The following is a 15,678-nucleotide window of genomic DNA, read 5'->3' as shown; positions in this document are numbered from 1 at the left end:
TATGGATGCTTGGGAAGCTATTGTTCTTGGCATTGTTCAAGGTTTTACCGAATTTTTACCTGTTTCTTCCAGTGGCCACTTAGAATTGGGAAAAGCAATTCTGGGGGATACTTCTGTCCCGGAAGAAAGCCTGTTATTTACCGTTGTTCTTCATTTTGCTACTGCACTTAGTACTATTGTAGTTTTTAGAAAGGACATACTGGAAATTATTAGCGGATTGTTAAAATTTAAATGGAACAAGGAGACCCAATTCTCTGTAAACATTATCCTCTCAATGCTTCCGGCAGTTATAATCGGGTTATTTTTTGAAGAAGAACTCGAAGCTTTTTTTGGAGGAAATATTGCATTTGTGGGTTGTATGCTCATTGTAACAGCTATCTTATTATGGCTGGCAGATCGTGCTAAAAACACAGGTAATAAAGTAACCTATGGAAATGCATTTGTAATAGGAGTCTCGCAAGCTATTGCAATGCTTCCGGGAATTTCCCGAAGCGGCGCCACTATTTCTACTTCGGTGCTATTGGGGAATGACAAAAGTAAAGCGGCCCGCTTTTCATTTTTAATGGTAGTCCCTTTGATCCTTGGAAAAATTGCTAAAGATATATTTAGCGGAGAATTAACTTCAGAAAGTACTAACTTCACAACACTGGGGCTAGGCTTTATCGCTGCATTTATTTGCGGACTAATTGCCTGTACATGGATGATCGCATTGGTACGTAACAGCAAATTAAAATACTTTGCTATCTATTGTGTAATTGTTGGGCTGATCGCCATTACTGTAAGTTTCTTTTCCTGATGACTGCTGAAGACTACAAAAACGGACAGCTTATTTTAATTGACAAGCCTTTGGAATGGACCTCATTTCAGGTGGTGAATAAAATTCGTTGGTTGATCAGAAAACAATTCAATATCAAAAAAATAAAGGTTGGCCATGCAGGAACACTGGACCCTTTGGCAACAGGACTACTCATTCTTTGTACTGGAAAGTTTACCAAGCAAATTGAAAGCTATCAGGCTAAGGAAAAAGAGTATACAGGAACTTTTACATTAGGTGCCACTACTCCAAGCTACGATTTGGAAACTGAAATTGACAATACCTTCGATATTTCAGAAATAACGGAAAACGATATCAATAAAGCCTGCCTGCAATTTGTAGGTGAGATACAACAGCAACCCCCGGTTTTTTCAGCTTTAAAAAAAGAAGGGAAACGTTTGTATGAATTTGCACGTGCAGGAGAAGAAGTAGATGTCCCTTCCCGTACTGTACATATTTCAGCATTTGAAATTACTCAAATAGATCTACCCATGGTTAATTTTAGAGTAGCTTGCAGCAAGGGAACCTATATACGTTCCTTAGCACATGATTTTGGAAAAGCATTGAATAACGGAGCTCATCTTTCGGCATTGCGGCGCACAAAGATTGGGGAGTTTTCTGTAGAAGATGCCATTTCAATTGAAATTTTTGAAAAACAGATCACTCTTTTATAAACTGTTTTGTGATATTTTTCCCTTCCGAAAAAAATCGAAGAAAGTACATCCCTGCCGGTAAATTAGACACATCAATTGTATTTGAAACTTTTGTAATTAAAACCCTTCCCTGAATATCAACAATCATTATTTCTTCAGCTATTAGTGTTTTAGGTTGAATATGAAGTATCTCGGTTACAGGATTTGGATGTAATAGTATTGATTCAATTTTGTAATCATCCATCCCTAATGAGCAATCTTCACTATACATGGCGTCTGCATCTTTATGCCAGTCTGGTTGGTCCTTTGCAAAAACCACATCGTCTACCTGAATACAGTTGAGCAGCGGATTTTCATAGGCCAGAAAATTATGAAGTATCGCATTATTCCCATTAGCAATATTCAGTTGGGTTAAATTATTAGTGTAACATCGCAGTGACTCCAGGTTTGGGTTTTGAGATACATCCAAAACGGTTAATTCATTATTATATACCCATAAGCGTCCTAAGTTTATATTTTGGGACACATCCAGACTCTTTAAAGGGTTTGTAGATAAATGCAGCCATTCCAGCTTGATATTTTGAGAAAGGTCAACTGTTTCCACAAAATTACCCCGGCTTTTTAATGTTTCAAGGTTGACAAAACTTTGGATACCTTCTAAAGAAACTATTTCATGGTAAGAGACAATTAACCCTGTAATGACTTCTGCTTCACTTACCTGTATCTCTCCATCCCCATTAGTATCGGCAATACTATCTCCTATCCCATTGCCGGTAGTATCCACTACTTCAAAATTGATCAAAGCATTTTTAAAATTAGCGTCGGGAATCGTTACAATTTGAGCATTTATTGAAAAAATACCTGCCAACCACAAAAAAATTACAATACTCTCTTTCATATGAATAAAGATATGTATTTAATAAGTTATTTTATCCTGAATCACCCCAATTGTGCTACAGTAGTTCTGTTTTTAAGATCCATTAATGCTCTTAAAAATGTCTTAAATTTGCTCTCCTGTAAGGTTTTTTAGATAAAAAATTCAGTTATTGCAATCATGAATTTCAATTATTCATACCGGGCCTTTATAATTACATCTCTACTCTTCGCTATTTTGTTTTTAGCTTTTAAAAGCATAAAACTTTCAAAATATGAAGTAGCTAGTGAAGAAAGCTATAATGTTGAATATACTGAAGAAGACTTTATTCCGGAAGAGGAAGATCTGGCTGCTACTTCGGTTGAACGAGTCAAAATTGAAACAAACCGTGCTTATAACGAAGCAGAAAAGTTTATTTCAGAATTAGAGAATAGCCGTACGGCACCCGAAGAAACTGCCGAAGAAAAGCTCCAGGAGATGAATAAGGCTATAGGTATTGCAAACGATTTTGACAATGAAGCAGAAATTGCAAAAGCCAAAGCAAAAATAAGAGAGGCTCAGGAAAAGCTTTCTAATAGTACTAAAAAGAAAAATAATACACTTATTTCCGGTTCAAGTCGCCAAACCACAATAAGCTATAGCCTGATAAACCGAAGCGCATTAAAAATTCCTAATCCCGTATATACCTGCAATGGATTTGGTAAGGTTGTAATCAATATTGAAGTAAATAATCTGGGAAAAGTTACCAAAACCAGTTATAACAAAGCTAGTTCCACTACAAAAAATGAATGTTTAATTGAAAGTGCTGTTAAATATGCCAAAGAAGCCCGTTTTAATACGGATGCAGGCACTCTATCACAGATTGGGACTGTAACCTACCATTTCCCCGGACAAACTAAATAGCACTAAATAAGTCGTGCCAAATCTTCAATACTATTTTGTCCCTTGTCTTTATTGTACCACACCTGAAGATCTTTTTTAAATTCTGGTGTCAAAGAACCGTTCTTTAACTTAAAATCGTGTACTGCTTTTGACGCTACAGAAGGTCTTGGACCCCAATCACCTACTACAGTATCGGTCTTGTTATCGATCACAATGAGCTTTGGGATTGATTTAGTACCGTTTGTTAAAAACAAGTTCATTAATTCAGGGTTCTCATCTCTAAGCACAACCCTCAAATTAATTTTTTCGGAAAGAGATGCAAGTTTATTCATTACCGGCATTGAATGTGCAGCATCACCACACCAGCTCTCAGTGATCACCAACCATGTTTGAAATCCATCAAAATTTGTAAACTTATGAATTATATCTTCCGGAATTTTTGTTGTTTTATCCAACCTGCGCATACGTGAATCATTTAACAACGTATATTGTGTTAACGCTTCCGTTTGGTCAGGCCCCGTACTTGTCCCCTGCTGTCTGTGGTTGGAAACTATGTTTCTATACTCTTGGTATGATACCGAATTTTTTAGACTATTCTGAATTGTGTCTTTTTGGGGTTTTTCTATTGTATTTTCCATAGAAACTATGACGGTATTTTTATAAAAAACTTACTACCTTGTATTTTATAACTGTTTAATTAAATACATGAAAAAAGAACGATGCCTTTGGTGTGGAGATGATCCGCTATATGTAGCATACCATGATCAGGAATGGGGAGTTCCCGTATTTGATGATGCAACATTATTTGAATTTTTAACATTAGAAACATTTCAAGCTGGTTTAAGCTGGATCACTGTTCTGCGAAAACGGGAGAATTTTCGGGTTGCTTTTGATGAATTTAACTATAAAAAGATTGCCAAATACGACCAGAAAAAAATTGATTCCTTATTATCGGATGCCGGAATTATTCGAAACAAACTGAAGATAAACGCTGCTATTACAAATGCATTGGCATTTATGGAAATACAAAAGGAATTTGGAAGTTTTAGTAATTATATCTGGGGGTTTGTAAACGGTAAGCCCATAAAGAATAAATTTAAACTAACATCCGAAATTCCTGCAAATACCCCGCTAAGTGATACTATTAGTAAAGATTTAAAAAAACGCGGGTTCAAGTTTGTTGGGACTACTGTCGTATACGCACATATGCAAGCGACCGGAATGGTCAACGACCATCTGGTAAGTTGCTTTAAATATAATGAGGTATAGCTTAATTAGACCCGTCTATATCTACAGTAAAAAGGTATTCGTTGGTGTTGGTAGCCAAATTAAGGGCCTTAAGTGTTTGCTTATAACGAAATTTTAGGGTTTCGTCAGTTGGTTTTTCAACTTCAAACAATTTCTCGAACCATTTTTTAGCATTTGTATGATCATTCTTAAAATAATATGCATTTGCTAATTCTTTATAAATAAAAGCAGTTCCATAGCCTTCTTTCACAACTTGTTCATAAACTACGGTGATATCAACGTCTTTATTAACGTCTGTTTTTGCTTTGGCTTGCATTTGTGAAAAAGAGACAAACGGAATGCAAGCAAAGGCCAGCAATAGCAGTAGATTCTTAATTTTCATAATTTAGGGGCTTTAAATTATTGATCGTAAATATGTTACATATTTAACAGTTATCCAAATAAAATCGATAAAGTGTAAATTAAACGTAAACCCTAATTACTATAAAACAAAAAGCACTACAGATTATTGTAGTGCTTTTTATTGAAATATATGTTTAGTAAAAAACTATAGTTTGATGATCTTTTTATTAACTCTTCCAAAGTCCCCTTCGAAAGTAATAAACAGTGTTCCTTTCCAGTTAGCATTCAAATCCAGATTAACAATACCGTTTCCGTTTGCAATATCTGTTTCAAATAATCTTTGTCCTAAAATATTGTGAATAGAAATATGAATGGGTCCGCTAATATTATTCAAATTAAACGATACACCTCCATTTGTAGGATTAGGGTATGGAGCAGAAATATTGTTTTGCGCCCAATCGCTCACCGAAAGATTTTCAACATTAATGGTCCAGTAGCCCTGTGGGGCAACAATAGGTCGCGTTAGTGTTTTTCCGGAATTGGCTTCTGCAAGGATGTAGTATTCAATATTTGTAGTGCTTATAGAAAGGCCTGCTGTCCAGTTATCATTACTTACAAACGACATTGCTGTTTCATTGAAAGTAGCTGTTCCGGTTTCTCTCCATAAGACCTTTGCGTTATTTACTCCTGAAATATGCTTGATCATTGCATCAATGGTCACTGTTGTATTCTGGTTGGCATCATCTATTGGTTGGTGTACAATCCATAAAGGTTCATCTACTCCAATACTATGTGTTATACAGTGAATCGCTCCAAAAAGAGAGATTAGGTTCTCACCTGGATTATCCACATCTATTCCTACAATATTATACCCAGGCATTAACTCCTGCCATAAAGCCAACGCGGGGTCATCTACTTCCGGCCTGTAAGTAGGTACTATAATAGATTTGTTAATGAAAACTGCATTAGAATATGTTCGGTAATAGCCTCCTGTATCCGGGTAACTTCCTGAAGAACTTGGTGGTGCCGGAATCCATTTAATATCGTATGGAGTACCAAAAGGCGATTGAAAATTATTTAGTACATAATCAATATTTGCTTCTATTTGTGGTCCGTCTGCTACTCCTGTTGGATATTGGCTTACCAAAATAGTTTCCTCATCCAAAAGTTTCATATGCATGTCTATATGATGGATGGCATCATAGGGAAGGGTTTCCATTTTGATATAATTTTGAATCCCCATATAATTTAGCATAATATCATTGATCTGGGTTTCGGTTTTGGCTGTAACACCATAAGGGTTTCCAGCTTTATTCTCATCTAAGACAAGTTTGGAAGCAAATGCATTTCCTAAACCATCAGACATATAATTACCTCCTGTATTCACCAGGTCGTTTGTACCGGAATCGGTTATATAAATGGGAAGGCTCAATAAATTTGCATGTGCCGAAGGCATTACATTGTCATTAGGGCGTGGGCGATTATATATCCAGTCGGCCAAAGCTCTTTCTCCCACATCATCCGAATAAATTGTATTTCCGGCATAATCACGAATCCAGATACTATCCCAGTTTGTATTCATAAAAATTACATTGGTAAGGTCAATACCTCCAGCAGTTAAATAAGATGATACCGCTGCTTGATTTTGTGTCGTGATGACCACTTTACATTCATTAACACCAACTGCAACAATTTGACGTAAAATATTTTGAAAATTAGATTGCCATGTAATTACTAAATATTCTATCTCTTCCCATTCTGCAGCTGCCCGTACAGGACCTGTAGGAGGAGGGGTTCTTAGTGAATTTGTGAACTCGAATTGAGAAATCAATCCTTTTTCAGCATCAGTAAGCCCTTTGGGAAGGACCTCTTTCTCCTGAGAGAAAGCAAAAGAAGAATACAATATCAATAAAAACAATAGGATTGCTTTGGGATAAAAACGTTTCATAGTGTGTAATTTTTTAGTACACGAATATACTTCAAATTTATATTATTTTAAGGCAAAGCACTGAAAACTTAGTAGTTAAGGTGTTTCAAGAAGTCTTTTCGGGAAATCTCTTCTGCTCCTAAACTCTCCAAATGCTTGGTATATACCTGACAATCTATAAGTTGGTATCCTTCGGACTTTAAATACATTACCAAGTGATAGAATCCTACTTTAGAAGCATCGGTTGCTTTACTAAACATGCTTTCACCACAAAATAGTTTCTTTTCCGGAAGATCAACACCATATAGCCCCCCAACCAATTCATTATTTTTCCAAACTTCAACAGATATAATATGCTTTAGGTGGTACATTTCAATATATGCTTCTTTCATTTCAGAAGTAATCCAGGTATCTTTTTGCCCTATTCTTTTTATAGAAGCACAATTTGAAATCACTTCAGTAAAAGCTGTATTAAAAGTCACGTCAAATTTTTTACTTGTTATTGTTTTCCGAAGACTCTTAGATATTATAAATTTATCCGGAAATAATACCATCCTGGGGTCTGGGCTCCACCAAAGTATTGGACTTTCTTGATCATACCACGGAAAAATCCCTGAACGATACGCCAACAATAGTCGATCTGTCGACAAATCTCCACCAATGGCCAGAAGCCCTTCTTCTGAAGCTTCCTCTGGGTTTGGAAAATCAAGATTTTGAGATAACAATTTCATGAATAATGACAAACAACAACTCTATTCAAGAGTATTTGCACTTTTTTTATTAGAATAACAACAAACCTATTAAAAATACGGCACTCCCTATACACATTAAGAGAAGTGTATATGGTAAGATCTCTTTGGCCTTCAACTTTGTTATCCCTAATAATGGCAAAGCCCAGAAAGGCTGCAACATATTGGTGATCTGATCTCCATAGGCCAACGCCATAATTGCTTTAGGCAGTGGAACACCTAATTTTAAAGCAGATTCTACCACTATAGGGCCTTGTACTGCCCATTGACCACCTCCGCTAGGCACAAATATATTTACCAATCCGGCACTAAAAAATGTAAAAATAGGCAAGGTGGTTGTGGTAGCTATAGATACAAAAAAGTCCGATATCTGTACCACCATACCACTATCGCGCATAATACCCATAATTCCAAAATATAACGGAAACTGAATTAAAATACCAGATGCACCCTTGATAGCTTCTTCCAAAGCATTCAAAAAACTGGAAAAACTGCCGTGTAAAAGCAAGGCCAGACCCAACATAAAGAAATTGAGCAAATTGGGTGTGATGGCAAGGCTTAAAATGGCTTCATGATATTGATAAAAAAAAGCAATCAACACAATGATTCCAAAGCCTATTCCAAAAATCCTGGACTGATCGATACGTTCCGCACCACGTAATTTTCCATTTTCTGAAGCAGGACCTGTATAAATAGGAAGTTGTGTTGCTTTTACAGGTGCTTTCTTTCCCAGAACATACAAAAAAGAGGGAATGACAATCAGTAAAATTCCAAAGAGAACTAAATTGAATCCGCTAAGGATCGTGGCACTAAACGGAATTAAATCCGGAAGTTGAGCTTGTACTGTTGTATCGCTGATTCCTGTCATTAAACTCGCCAGATGTCCGGTTTCTGCTACTTTTAAAGGAGCTGAACCACTCATTCCTCCATGCCAGATCATCAAGCCTACATAGCCGGAGGCACCAACAAGTGGGTAATTGATCTTAAATCCACGCATTTGAGCAGCTTCGGCTACTTTACGCGCCATAATAGCTCCAAAAATAAGACCCAGTCCCCAATTAAAAAAGGATACCAACATCGTTGCAATACTCACCAATAATACAGCATTAGCAGTATTACTCACCAAATTAGTAAGCCCTTGTATGAGGTAATTAATAGGTTTGCTAAGCACCAGTATATGCCCCAAAACCAGAATAAGCATCATTTGATAGGCAAAGACCAGCAGACTGTTATTCCAAATACCATTTTCCCAATACGATAGAATTGCTAACAGGTGATTTTCTTCCTTAGGAGCATCTGTAAAAAAGAATGCCAGACCTATTGTTACTACTGTTAGTATGATCGCTATTGAAAATGGAGAGGGTAAAAACCGTTTAAAAATGGTTTCTATAGTTTGGGTGATCTTCATTCTGCTAAAATAAGAAAAGCCCAAGAATACTCTTCAGAGACTCTTAGGCTTTAAGCTTACAACGTTGATGGGTATATTAAAACGGTAAATCGTCGTGATCTTCTTCGTTTAGGTCGTTGGCAGGTTCAAAAGCATCTGCAGGAGGCATTGGCGGCATGTCCTCAGTTACAGATTGATCTATATTTTCAAGACGCCATCCTTGTATAGAGTTAAAATATTTTACTTCTCCTTGTGGGTTTGTCCATTCTCGCCCACGAAGGTTAATGCTCACTTTCACATTTTGTCCTACCTGGAAATTATTCAGTAATTCGGTTTTATCCTGCACAAACTCTATCATAATATGTTGCGGATATTGCTCTTCGGTAGTAATAACCAACTCTCTTTTTCTAAAACCGTTGTTCCCGTAGGTCTTGGTCTCATCTATCATTTTAATCTTTCCTTGTACTTCCATTATTCTATAATTAATTTTCTGTTGTTATGTTTATTCTGAAAAATCATCGTGCTGTTAATATTTTCCACGCTTCGGAAACAGTACCGTTTCTTAGCGAATCTTGTGCTCTTTTATGTGCTTCTTCCGAAGCATTAACAAAAACCTCAGCTCCTGCAGGCAATTCTTCTACATTTGCAAGCATTCCAAGATCGTTTCCGGTTAGTGTAGTACTGTTTTTGATTGCATCCGGTAATGCGTCCACGCCAATTCCTAAGGTGGACAATGGTTTAGGCACTTCAAATAACCCTTCCTTAGCACGGCTGTACCAATTACCACCCATACGTGCTACGGTATCGATTTTAAGTGGATCAATTTTACCTTCTGTATCTAAAATTTCTTCTTTAATATGTAATTTTACCACATTGCAGATCACCAAATTTCCGGCACCGCCCTCAGTTCCTAAAGCTACCACATTGAGTACTTTGCATTCAAACTGTACCGGAGCTTCAGCCACCCGGGGAGGTTTTACAACATGAGAAGGAACCTCTGTAAATCCGGCTTTTATAAATTCGTTGACATCTTTGGCATATTCCGTAGAAGACAAAGACATCTGTTGTACCATATCGTAACTTACAATATTAACGACCGCTTCTTTTGTTTCTAAAATATTTTCCAGTGTATGTTTAGTGGTATTATCACGAACTCTCCTTGCCGGAGAAAAAATTAAAACCGGAGGGTTGGCACTAAAAACATTGAAAAAACTATACGGAGACAAATTAACGTTCCCTTTAGCGTCCACAGTACTTGCAAAGCATATAGGGCGTGGAGAAATGGCGCCTAAAAGGTAGCCGTGTAGTTTTCCAGTGCTAATATCTTGAGGATTAATTGAAATCATTGCTTGCAAATGTACCCAAAGTATATAGGTTGTAAAAATTTGATTGCACAATAATATTAACATATTTGCTTTATATTTAAATGCTGATCTCAGAAATTTTTTATGCAGAATAAGACTACATTTATTCGTTGGTTTTTTGTTATTATCTCTATTTGTATCATTAGTTTGATCTTATGGAACACTTATGTGTTTTTCAATCAATTAAAAGAGAATGAACGTGATAAAATGCAAATTTGGGCAGCCGCACAGGAAGAATTTCAAAAAGTTGGTTTAGGGGATGGGGAGATCAATAGGATAGTATTAGATGTCCTTCAAAGTAATACGGCAACTCCCATGATCGTATATACCCATAGGGAGGACTCTTATAATGTACGTAATATTGTTGAAAAAGAAACAGATTCAATAAAACTGAGAGAAAAAAGAATAGCGCTTACAAAAAAGTTCTCTTCAGAGTATAAGCCCATTGAAGTTACCTATAAAGAGGAATTATTACAGACGATATATTATGGAAATTCTCCTATCATTAATAAATTAAAATACTATCCTCTGGTATTGATCCTCATTATTGTGTTTTTCTTTTTAGCATTGTATTTCTTTTATCAAACTGCAAAGTCTGCAGAACAAAACAGGCTTTGGGCCGGGATGGCTAAAGAAACTGCGCATCAAATTGGCACTCCTTTATCTTCTCTTGTAGGATGGAACGAAATTTTGAAATCGGAAAATGTCAATCCAGAATATGTTGCAGAAATGGAAAAAGACGTTGACAGGTTAAAAACGATTACCGAGCGGTTTTCCAAAATTGGGTCTGTTCCAAAACTGGAACGAAAAGATCTGGTCGGTGAAACTCGTAAATCTTTTGATTATCTTAAAAGCAGAAGCTCGAAATTAATTGATTTTGAATTAGAAATTCTCGATGAACCTGTTTTTGTTGCCTTAAATTCACAGTTATTTAGTTGGACTATAGAAAACCTTGTGAAAAACTCTATCGATGCTATGAAAGGCAAAGGAAAAATTAAGATCACCATTGAAAGTGGTTCAAAATATGCTTTGGTACGTATCGCAGATACCGGAAAAGGAATTTCAAAAAAGAACTTCTCTAAAATCTTTAAACCGGGTTTTACCACAAAAAAAAGAGGTTGGGGATTGGGCCTTTCATTAGTTAAAAGGATCATTGAAAAATACCATAATGGTAAAATACGCGTTTTAAAAAGCATTCCTGGAGAAGGTACTATTATGGAAATCTCTTTATTATTGTATTCTTAACATGACCGTTATAAATCATATTTTACACACCGCACATCTTACAAATAACTGTCCGGAGTGCTTTGCAACTGATGGTTTAGAGTTTACTTTTAGCCAGAAAGAAACCGATACACGATTCTATAAAAAGGCAAATAAAAGCATCAATGAAAATTTATATTGTCATACCTGTAAGAATACTATTTATCCTGTAAATTGGACAGACGATATAGAACGGGTATACCTATACAACAAAAAAATAGTCGTTATTAAAAAAGCAGGAATCCGTTTTAAATCAATAAGCTATATCCTTTTATTAGCAGGAATAGTAATGGTAACCATCTTAGTTCTTTTATTAGAAAAGTATTAAGAAATATTCTCTTGAATTGCTGTCGCTAAGTTTGAAAATTCTTCGGGAGTCATTGCAACTTTATGTGCAAACGTCATCTCCTTCATCTCGTTGATAGGGATAAGGTGCACATGTACATGTGGTACTTCCAGACCAATTACTGCCATTCCAATCCGTTCACAGGGTACGGTTCTTTCTAAAGCTTTTGCAATTTTTCTTGAGAATTGCATCAATTGAAGGTAGGCATCTTCTTCCAGATCAAAGATTTTATTAACCTCTTCTTTGGGTACACACAAGGTATGCCCTTTTGCGTTAGGATTAATATCTAAAAAAGCAATAAAATTCTCATCCTCTGCTACTTTATAGCATGGAATTTTTCCTTCAATTATTTTTGTAAAAATAGAGGCCATTGTTAATCCCTTGAAATTTCTAAAATTTCAAATTTAATAATTCCGTTTGGGACTTGTATTTCAGCAATTTCACCAACTTCTTTCCCTAACAAGCCCTTTCCAATAGGAGAGTCTACTGATATTTTCCCGGTTTTAAGATCGGCTTCACTTTGTGCCACCAATTTATATTGCATTTCCATACCATTGGCTTGATTTTTTATCTTCACAGTAGAGTGCACCAATACTTTAGACGTATCAAGAATAGATTCATCAATAAGGCGTGCATTAGCAACGGTTTCTTCTAATTTAGAGATACGCATTTCCAGCATTCCCTGAGCTTCTTTAGCGGCATCGTATTCGGCATTTTCACTTAAATCTCCCTTATCACGAGCTTCCGCAATAGCTTGCGAAGCTTTTGGGCGTTCCACATCACGTAATTGATCTAACTCTTCCCGTAATTTTTTTAATCCTTCCGCAGTATAATAAGATACTTTACTCATAACTTCATCGTTTGTGTTAGTATAACACGGTTATTCAAATTTTTCAACAAATCCCGAAAAAATAGGGCTGGTTGATTAAAACACAAAAAATCCCATACGTGACGGGATTTCGTTTAACAAATATACTAAAAATTTAATTTTGACTGTTTTTATTGTACTTTCGCCCCTACATTTTTTTCAATTTATGAAAATTCAAATTTTTACTTTATTGGTACTTTTAATGTTTATTGGCTGTAAAAAAGACGATAACGTAAACACTAATAATCCTTATTTGGTTGATCCTTTAGTAAGTTTAAACCTCAATCTGAACCTCCCAGAGTACAATGCTCTAAAGTTTCCAGGAAATAGCATCATTATTAATCAGCAGGGTATTAAAGGAATTGTAATTTACAATGTAAACAATGACCTATATACAGCTTTTGAGCTTAGTGACCCAAACCATACTCCAAGTAACTGCTCAAGAATGGATATTGAAGGCATTATTGCAAGTTGCCCTTGCGCAAATGATTCAAATGAATATGATATTGTTACCGGGCAACACCAAAGTGATGAAAGTATGTTTCCAATGCTTCAATACCTTGCTGTAAGAACAGGTAATAATATTGTGATTTCCAATTAAAATTTAACAGTAGCTCCTACTAAAAAATTGGTTGTTGCCTGCGGGTAATACCCTGCTCCTTCTATAGTCGTTATGGTTCCGGGATCACTAAAATCGTCATCATATGTAAAGAAATACCCGTTAGAAACATATTCTACATTGAAAACGTTATTTATCAAGCCCGAAAAGTGTATGGCTTTTACATAAGGTACATTTTCTAAAGTATAATTTACATTAAGGTCGTTGATAAAAAAACTGTCCAATTTTGAAACTTCACTATCGATATTCCCCATATACTGCTCGCCAACAAATTTTGTAAGTAATGCTACCTGAAAGTTCTTAAAAGGATGGTATTCTATTATATTTCCTGCTATAACCTGTGGTGAAAAAGAGATATTGGTATTTCCCAAATTTATCAATTCACCATCACGAGAGGTTACAAAATCCACATTTTTATTAGAACTCAACGCTAAATTAGGACGAAATTTAATTGTTGAAGTAACAGCAATATTTGCATCTATTTCCAGTCCCAATCGGTAACTTTTACCACTTGTAGCCCTGACAGGTGCTCCAACATCATCAATAGCTCCGGTAAGTACCAATTGGTCTTTATAATTCATATAAAAAAGATTGCTGTTTACCTGTATTGCCTTGGAGGCATAACGCCAGCCAAGTTCAAAATCGTCTAATTTTTCTGAAGTATTTATCCCTTGTTCAAAATCGCTTCTTCGCGGTTCGCGATTAGCCCTTCCATAAGAGGTATATAATTGATTTTTGGTATTTACCTGAAATGAAACACCCGCTTTTGGATTAAAAAAGCTATAGTCCTCATTTATTTCCAAAAGCTCCCGATCTGAAGTTAATCCAGAAGTTTTATACATAACGAATCTTTCCTGCAAATCTCCAAAAATACTCCAATGATCATTGATCAACCATGTAGCTTTTGTAAAAAAAGTAAATTCACTTTTGTCTCCGGTTCCAAAGTAATAGCGATCTCTAATTTCACCGGTACTTGCATATCTTGCCCAGATTACTTCTCCAAAATGATCTCCGTCATACTTACTATAAAATGCTCCTGCTCTTACATCAATTTTATTGTTTTTATAGTTTACATTAGTACTTAGCGCATAAAAATTATTATCCAACCAACGGCGGCGAATTAAATCTGTAGTATTAATAGTATCTCCTCCTATCTCGATAGGTGTGAAATCATAAAATTCAAAGTTTTCGTCCTCTTTATATTGTTCAAAATAGCCTCTTCCATACGTATAATTAAATGTTACATTACTGCTCCAGTTGTTATTGTAACGTTGGTTCCACACCAGTTGATAGTAGTCCTGTGAATAATTGTCTACTTCGTTATCGTAGTATTGTTGATTTCCTTCTTCATCTGTATAAGATCCTGCAAAATTTGCCGTCCTGTTGCTCTCCAATGTTTCTTTATCAATCCCATTCCAAGCTTGATACGTTTCTTCTCTTCCGCCAAAGGTAATTGCTTTTATCAGTGTATTATGATCTTTGAAGGCCCCTTGAAGAAAGTACGATTTAAGGTCGGAACGTGCCCGATCAATATAGCCGTCTGACTGAATTGTCGACAGGCGTCCGGCAATTTCAAATTGGTCACTTATTATTCCTGTACTAAATTTTACATTGTGTTTTCTTGTATTATAAGAACCAAATGAATTTGCAATTTCTCCATATGCTTCTTCCGAAACTGCATCTGTCAAAAGGTTCAAACTCGCGCCAAAAGCCCCTGAGCCATTTGTTGAAGTCCCTACTCCTCTTTGCAATTGCAGATTTTGCACCGAAGACGTAAAATCCGGTAAGTTTACCCAAAAAGTTCCTTGGCTTTCGGCATCGTTAAAAGGGATACCGTTAAGGGTAACATTTACTCTGGAAGCATCGCTCCCTCTTACACGAATATAGGTGTATCCAATACCTGCTCCTGCGTCACTGGTAGTTACCACAGATGGCAAATAACTGAGCATATAGGGTATGTCCTGCCCCAAATTCCTTTTTTCCAACTCTTCTTTTTCGAGATTGGAGTGTGTTATTGGCGAATCTGCTTCAACTCGAACAGATTTTACAATAACAACCTCAAGGTTTTCAACTTTAGTAGTATCTACTACTGTTTCCTGTGCCGAAATAGTACAGCACATTACTCCTAAAACGAGTACACTAAATAACTTTTTCATTCGTAACGATTTTACGAATAAAAGGGGTCATTATTCTATGTTAATTGGTTATTAAAAAAACCAGTTTAGAATTCACATCCTTCAACCGGCCAGCGTATTATTGAAAATGTTCATATACATTTTCTTAGCGCTTGATTTCCTAAACAGCATTACCTGTTCCAGGTTCTATGGGTATAATCTCAGCTT

Annotated in this window: 18 protein-coding genes; 7 read left to right on the top strand and 11 right to left on the bottom strand. The window is 36.1% G+C overall.

Annotated elements, in window-relative coordinates; all coding sequences use genetic code 11:
* Window position 1: 1 nt before the first annotated feature.
* Window positions 2–796: an undecaprenyl-diphosphate phosphatase gene (locus ACY2RT_RS07830; RefSeq protein WP_490155348.1), complete on the top strand. Its 795-nt coding sequence runs from the start codon at window positions 2–4 to the stop codon at window positions 794–796.
* Window positions 796–1,488 (top strand): tRNA pseudouridine(55) synthase TruB, encoded by a 693-nt coding sequence (truB, locus tag ACY2RT_RS07825; protein ID WP_490155347.1) that lies wholly within the window; start codon window positions 796–798, stop codon window positions 1,486–1,488. The genes ACY2RT_RS07830 and truB overlap by 1 nt, the downstream gene beginning before the upstream one ends.
* Here truB and ACY2RT_RS07820 read toward each other — a convergent pair.
* Window positions 1,475–2,365: a T9SS type A sorting domain-containing protein gene (locus ACY2RT_RS07820; protein WP_490155346.1), complete on the bottom strand. Its 891-nt coding sequence runs from the start codon at window positions 2,363–2,365 to the stop codon at window positions 1,475–1,477. The genes truB and ACY2RT_RS07820 overlap by 14 nt on opposite strands.
* Before the next feature lie 156 nt (window positions 2,366–2,521).
* Here ACY2RT_RS07820 and ACY2RT_RS07815 point away from each other — a divergent pair, with 156 nt between their 5' ends.
* The gene (locus ACY2RT_RS07815) at window positions 2,522–3,244 is read left to right on the top strand and encodes a hypothetical protein (protein ID WP_490155345.1); all 723 of its coding nucleotides are present in this window, start codon (window positions 2,522–2,524) and stop codon (window positions 3,242–3,244) included.
* Window positions 3,245–3,246: 2 nt separating this feature from the next.
* Here the strand turns inward: ACY2RT_RS07815 and ACY2RT_RS07810 are convergent, their stop codons facing one another.
* Complete coding sequence (locus ACY2RT_RS07810; protein WP_490155344.1) at window positions 3,247–3,861, bottom strand: thioredoxin family protein; 615 nt, start codon at window positions 3,859–3,861, stop codon at window positions 3,247–3,249.
* A gap of 67 nt (window positions 3,862–3,928) precedes the next feature.
* Here ACY2RT_RS07810 and ACY2RT_RS07805 point away from each other — a divergent pair, with 67 nt between their 5' ends.
* On the top strand, window positions 3,929–4,492 hold the full coding sequence (locus ACY2RT_RS07805; RefSeq protein ID WP_490155343.1) for a DNA-3-methyladenine glycosylase I: 564 nt from the start codon (window positions 3,929–3,931) through the stop codon (window positions 4,490–4,492).
* 1 nt (window position 4,493) lies between these two features.
* Here ACY2RT_RS07805 and ACY2RT_RS07800 read toward each other — a convergent pair whose 3' ends face one another.
* From ACY2RT_RS07800 to ACY2RT_RS07775, 6 genes are all read right to left on the bottom strand, one after another.
* Window positions 4,494–4,853, bottom strand: coding sequence for a hypothetical protein (locus ACY2RT_RS07800; protein WP_490155342.1), 360 nt, complete (start codon window positions 4,851–4,853; stop codon window positions 4,494–4,496).
* A gap of 165 nt (window positions 4,854–5,018) precedes the next feature.
* Window positions 5,019–6,761, bottom strand: coding sequence for an agmatine deiminase family protein (locus tag ACY2RT_RS07795; protein ID WP_490155341.1), 1,743 nt, complete (start codon window positions 6,759–6,761; stop codon window positions 5,019–5,021).
* Between the two features lie 68 nt (window positions 6,762–6,829).
* Window positions 6,830–7,471, bottom strand: coding sequence for a leucyl/phenylalanyl-tRNA--protein transferase (gene aat, locus ACY2RT_RS07790; protein ID WP_490155340.1), 642 nt, complete (start codon window positions 7,469–7,471; stop codon window positions 6,830–6,832).
* Between the two features lie 49 nt (window positions 7,472–7,520).
* On the bottom strand, window positions 7,521–8,897 hold the full coding sequence (locus ACY2RT_RS07785) for a short-chain fatty acid transporter (RefSeq protein ID WP_490155339.1): 1,377 nt from the start codon (window positions 8,895–8,897) through the stop codon (window positions 7,521–7,523).
* A 76-nt stretch (window positions 8,898–8,973) separates the two neighbouring features.
* Window positions 8,974–9,348 (bottom strand): DUF3127 domain-containing protein, encoded by a 375-nt coding sequence (locus ACY2RT_RS07780; RefSeq protein WP_490155338.1) that lies wholly within the window; start codon window positions 9,346–9,348, stop codon window positions 8,974–8,976.
* A 43-nt stretch (window positions 9,349–9,391) separates the two neighbouring features.
* Window positions 9,392–10,222, bottom strand: a complete 831-nt coding sequence (locus ACY2RT_RS07775; protein ID WP_490155337.1) for a flavin reductase family protein — start codon at window positions 10,220–10,222, stop codon at window positions 9,392–9,394.
* A 102-nt stretch (window positions 10,223–10,324) separates the two neighbouring features.
* On the opposite strand from ACY2RT_RS07775, the gene ACY2RT_RS07770 reads away from it, so the two are divergent.
* Window positions 10,325–11,485, top strand: a complete 1,161-nt coding sequence (locus ACY2RT_RS07770; protein WP_490155336.1) for a sensor histidine kinase — start codon at window positions 10,325–10,327, stop codon at window positions 11,483–11,485.
* A 1-nt stretch (window position 11,486) separates the two neighbouring features.
* Window positions 11,487–11,831: a hypothetical protein gene (locus tag ACY2RT_RS07765; protein ID WP_490155335.1), complete on the top strand. Its 345-nt coding sequence runs from the start codon at window positions 11,487–11,489 to the stop codon at window positions 11,829–11,831.
* Here ACY2RT_RS07765 and ACY2RT_RS07760 read toward each other — a convergent pair.
* Together ACY2RT_RS07760 and greA are read right to left on the bottom strand one after the other, a co-directional pair.
* Window positions 11,828–12,220, bottom strand: coding sequence for an HIT family protein (locus ACY2RT_RS07760; RefSeq protein ID WP_490155334.1), 393 nt, complete (start codon window positions 12,218–12,220; stop codon window positions 11,828–11,830). The genes ACY2RT_RS07765 and ACY2RT_RS07760 overlap by 4 nt on opposite strands.
* Before the next feature lie 2 nt (window positions 12,221–12,222).
* Entirely contained in the window at window positions 12,223–12,699 is a 477-nt protein-coding gene (gene greA / locus ACY2RT_RS07755; protein ID WP_490155333.1) for a transcription elongation factor GreA, read from the bottom strand.
* A gap of 184 nt (window positions 12,700–12,883) precedes the next feature.
* On the opposite strand from greA, the gene ACY2RT_RS07750 reads away from it, so the two are divergent.
* Window positions 12,884–13,318 (top strand): hypothetical protein, encoded by a 435-nt coding sequence (locus ACY2RT_RS07750; RefSeq protein ID WP_490155332.1) that lies wholly within the window; start codon window positions 12,884–12,886, stop codon window positions 13,316–13,318.
* On the opposite strand, the gene ACY2RT_RS07745 is transcribed toward ACY2RT_RS07750, so the two are convergent.
* Window positions 13,315–15,492: a TonB-dependent receptor gene (locus ACY2RT_RS07745; RefSeq protein ID WP_490155331.1), complete on the bottom strand. Its 2,178-nt coding sequence runs from the start codon at window positions 15,490–15,492 to the stop codon at window positions 13,315–13,317. The two genes, ACY2RT_RS07750 and ACY2RT_RS07745, sit on opposite strands and share 4 nt — an antisense overlap.
* Window positions 15,493–15,678 lie beyond the last annotated feature (186 nt).

Source organism: Ulvibacter sp. 2210JD10-4, assembly GCF_058148525.1.
This window is presented reverse-complemented; position numbering and strand designations above follow the sequence as displayed.

Excerpts from the sequence above, each read along its gene's own strand:
- ACY2RT_RS07830 (WP_490155348.1), top strand. The coding sequence starts at position 2 with ATGGATGCTTGGGAAGCTATTGTTCTTGGCATTGTTCAAGGTTTTACC.
- truB (WP_490155347.1), top strand. The coding sequence starts at position 796 with ATGACTGCTGAAGACTACAAAAACGGACAGCTTATTTTAATTGACAAG.
- ACY2RT_RS07820 (WP_490155346.1), bottom strand. The coding sequence starts at position 2,365 with ATGAAAGAGAGTATTGTAATTTTTTTGTGGTTGGCAGGTATTTTTTCA.
- ACY2RT_RS07815 (WP_490155345.1), top strand. The coding sequence starts at position 2,522 with ATGAATTTCAATTATTCATACCGGGCCTTTATAATTACATCTCTACTC.
- ACY2RT_RS07810 (WP_490155344.1), bottom strand. The coding sequence starts at position 3,861 with ATGGAAAATACAATAGAAAAACCCCAAAAAGACACAATTCAGAATAGT.
- ACY2RT_RS07805 (WP_490155343.1), top strand. The coding sequence starts at position 3,929 with ATGAAAAAAGAACGATGCCTTTGGTGTGGAGATGATCCGCTATATGTA.
- ACY2RT_RS07800 (WP_490155342.1), bottom strand. The coding sequence starts at position 4,853 with ATGAAAATTAAGAATCTACTGCTATTGCTGGCCTTTGCTTGCATTCCG.
- ACY2RT_RS07795 (WP_490155341.1), bottom strand. The coding sequence starts at position 6,761 with ATGAAACGTTTTTATCCCAAAGCAATCCTATTGTTTTTATTGATATTG.
- aat (WP_490155340.1), bottom strand. The coding sequence starts at position 7,471 with ATGAAATTGTTATCTCAAAATCTTGATTTTCCAAACCCAGAGGAAGCT.
- ACY2RT_RS07785 (WP_490155339.1), bottom strand. The coding sequence starts at position 8,897 with ATGAAGATCACCCAAACTATAGAAACCATTTTTAAACGGTTTTTACCC.
- ACY2RT_RS07780 (WP_490155338.1), bottom strand. The coding sequence starts at position 9,348 with ATGGAAGTACAAGGAAAGATTAAAATGATAGATGAGACCAAGACCTAC.
- ACY2RT_RS07775 (WP_490155337.1), bottom strand. The coding sequence starts at position 10,222 with ATGATTTCAATTAATCCTCAAGATATTAGCACTGGAAAACTACACGGC.
- ACY2RT_RS07770 (WP_490155336.1), top strand. The coding sequence starts at position 10,325 with ATGCAGAATAAGACTACATTTATTCGTTGGTTTTTTGTTATTATCTCT.
- ACY2RT_RS07765 (WP_490155335.1), top strand. The coding sequence starts at position 11,487 with ATGACCGTTATAAATCATATTTTACACACCGCACATCTTACAAATAAC.
- ACY2RT_RS07760 (WP_490155334.1), bottom strand. The coding sequence starts at position 12,220 with ATGGCCTCTATTTTTACAAAAATAATTGAAGGAAAAATTCCATGCTAT.
- greA (WP_490155333.1), bottom strand. The coding sequence starts at position 12,699 with ATGAGTAAAGTATCTTATTATACTGCGGAAGGATTAAAAAAATTACGG.
- ACY2RT_RS07750 (WP_490155332.1), top strand. The coding sequence starts at position 12,884 with ATGAAAATTCAAATTTTTACTTTATTGGTACTTTTAATGTTTATTGGC.
- ACY2RT_RS07745 (WP_490155331.1), bottom strand. The coding sequence starts at position 15,492 with ATGAAAAAGTTATTTAGTGTACTCGTTTTAGGAGTAATGTGCTGTACT.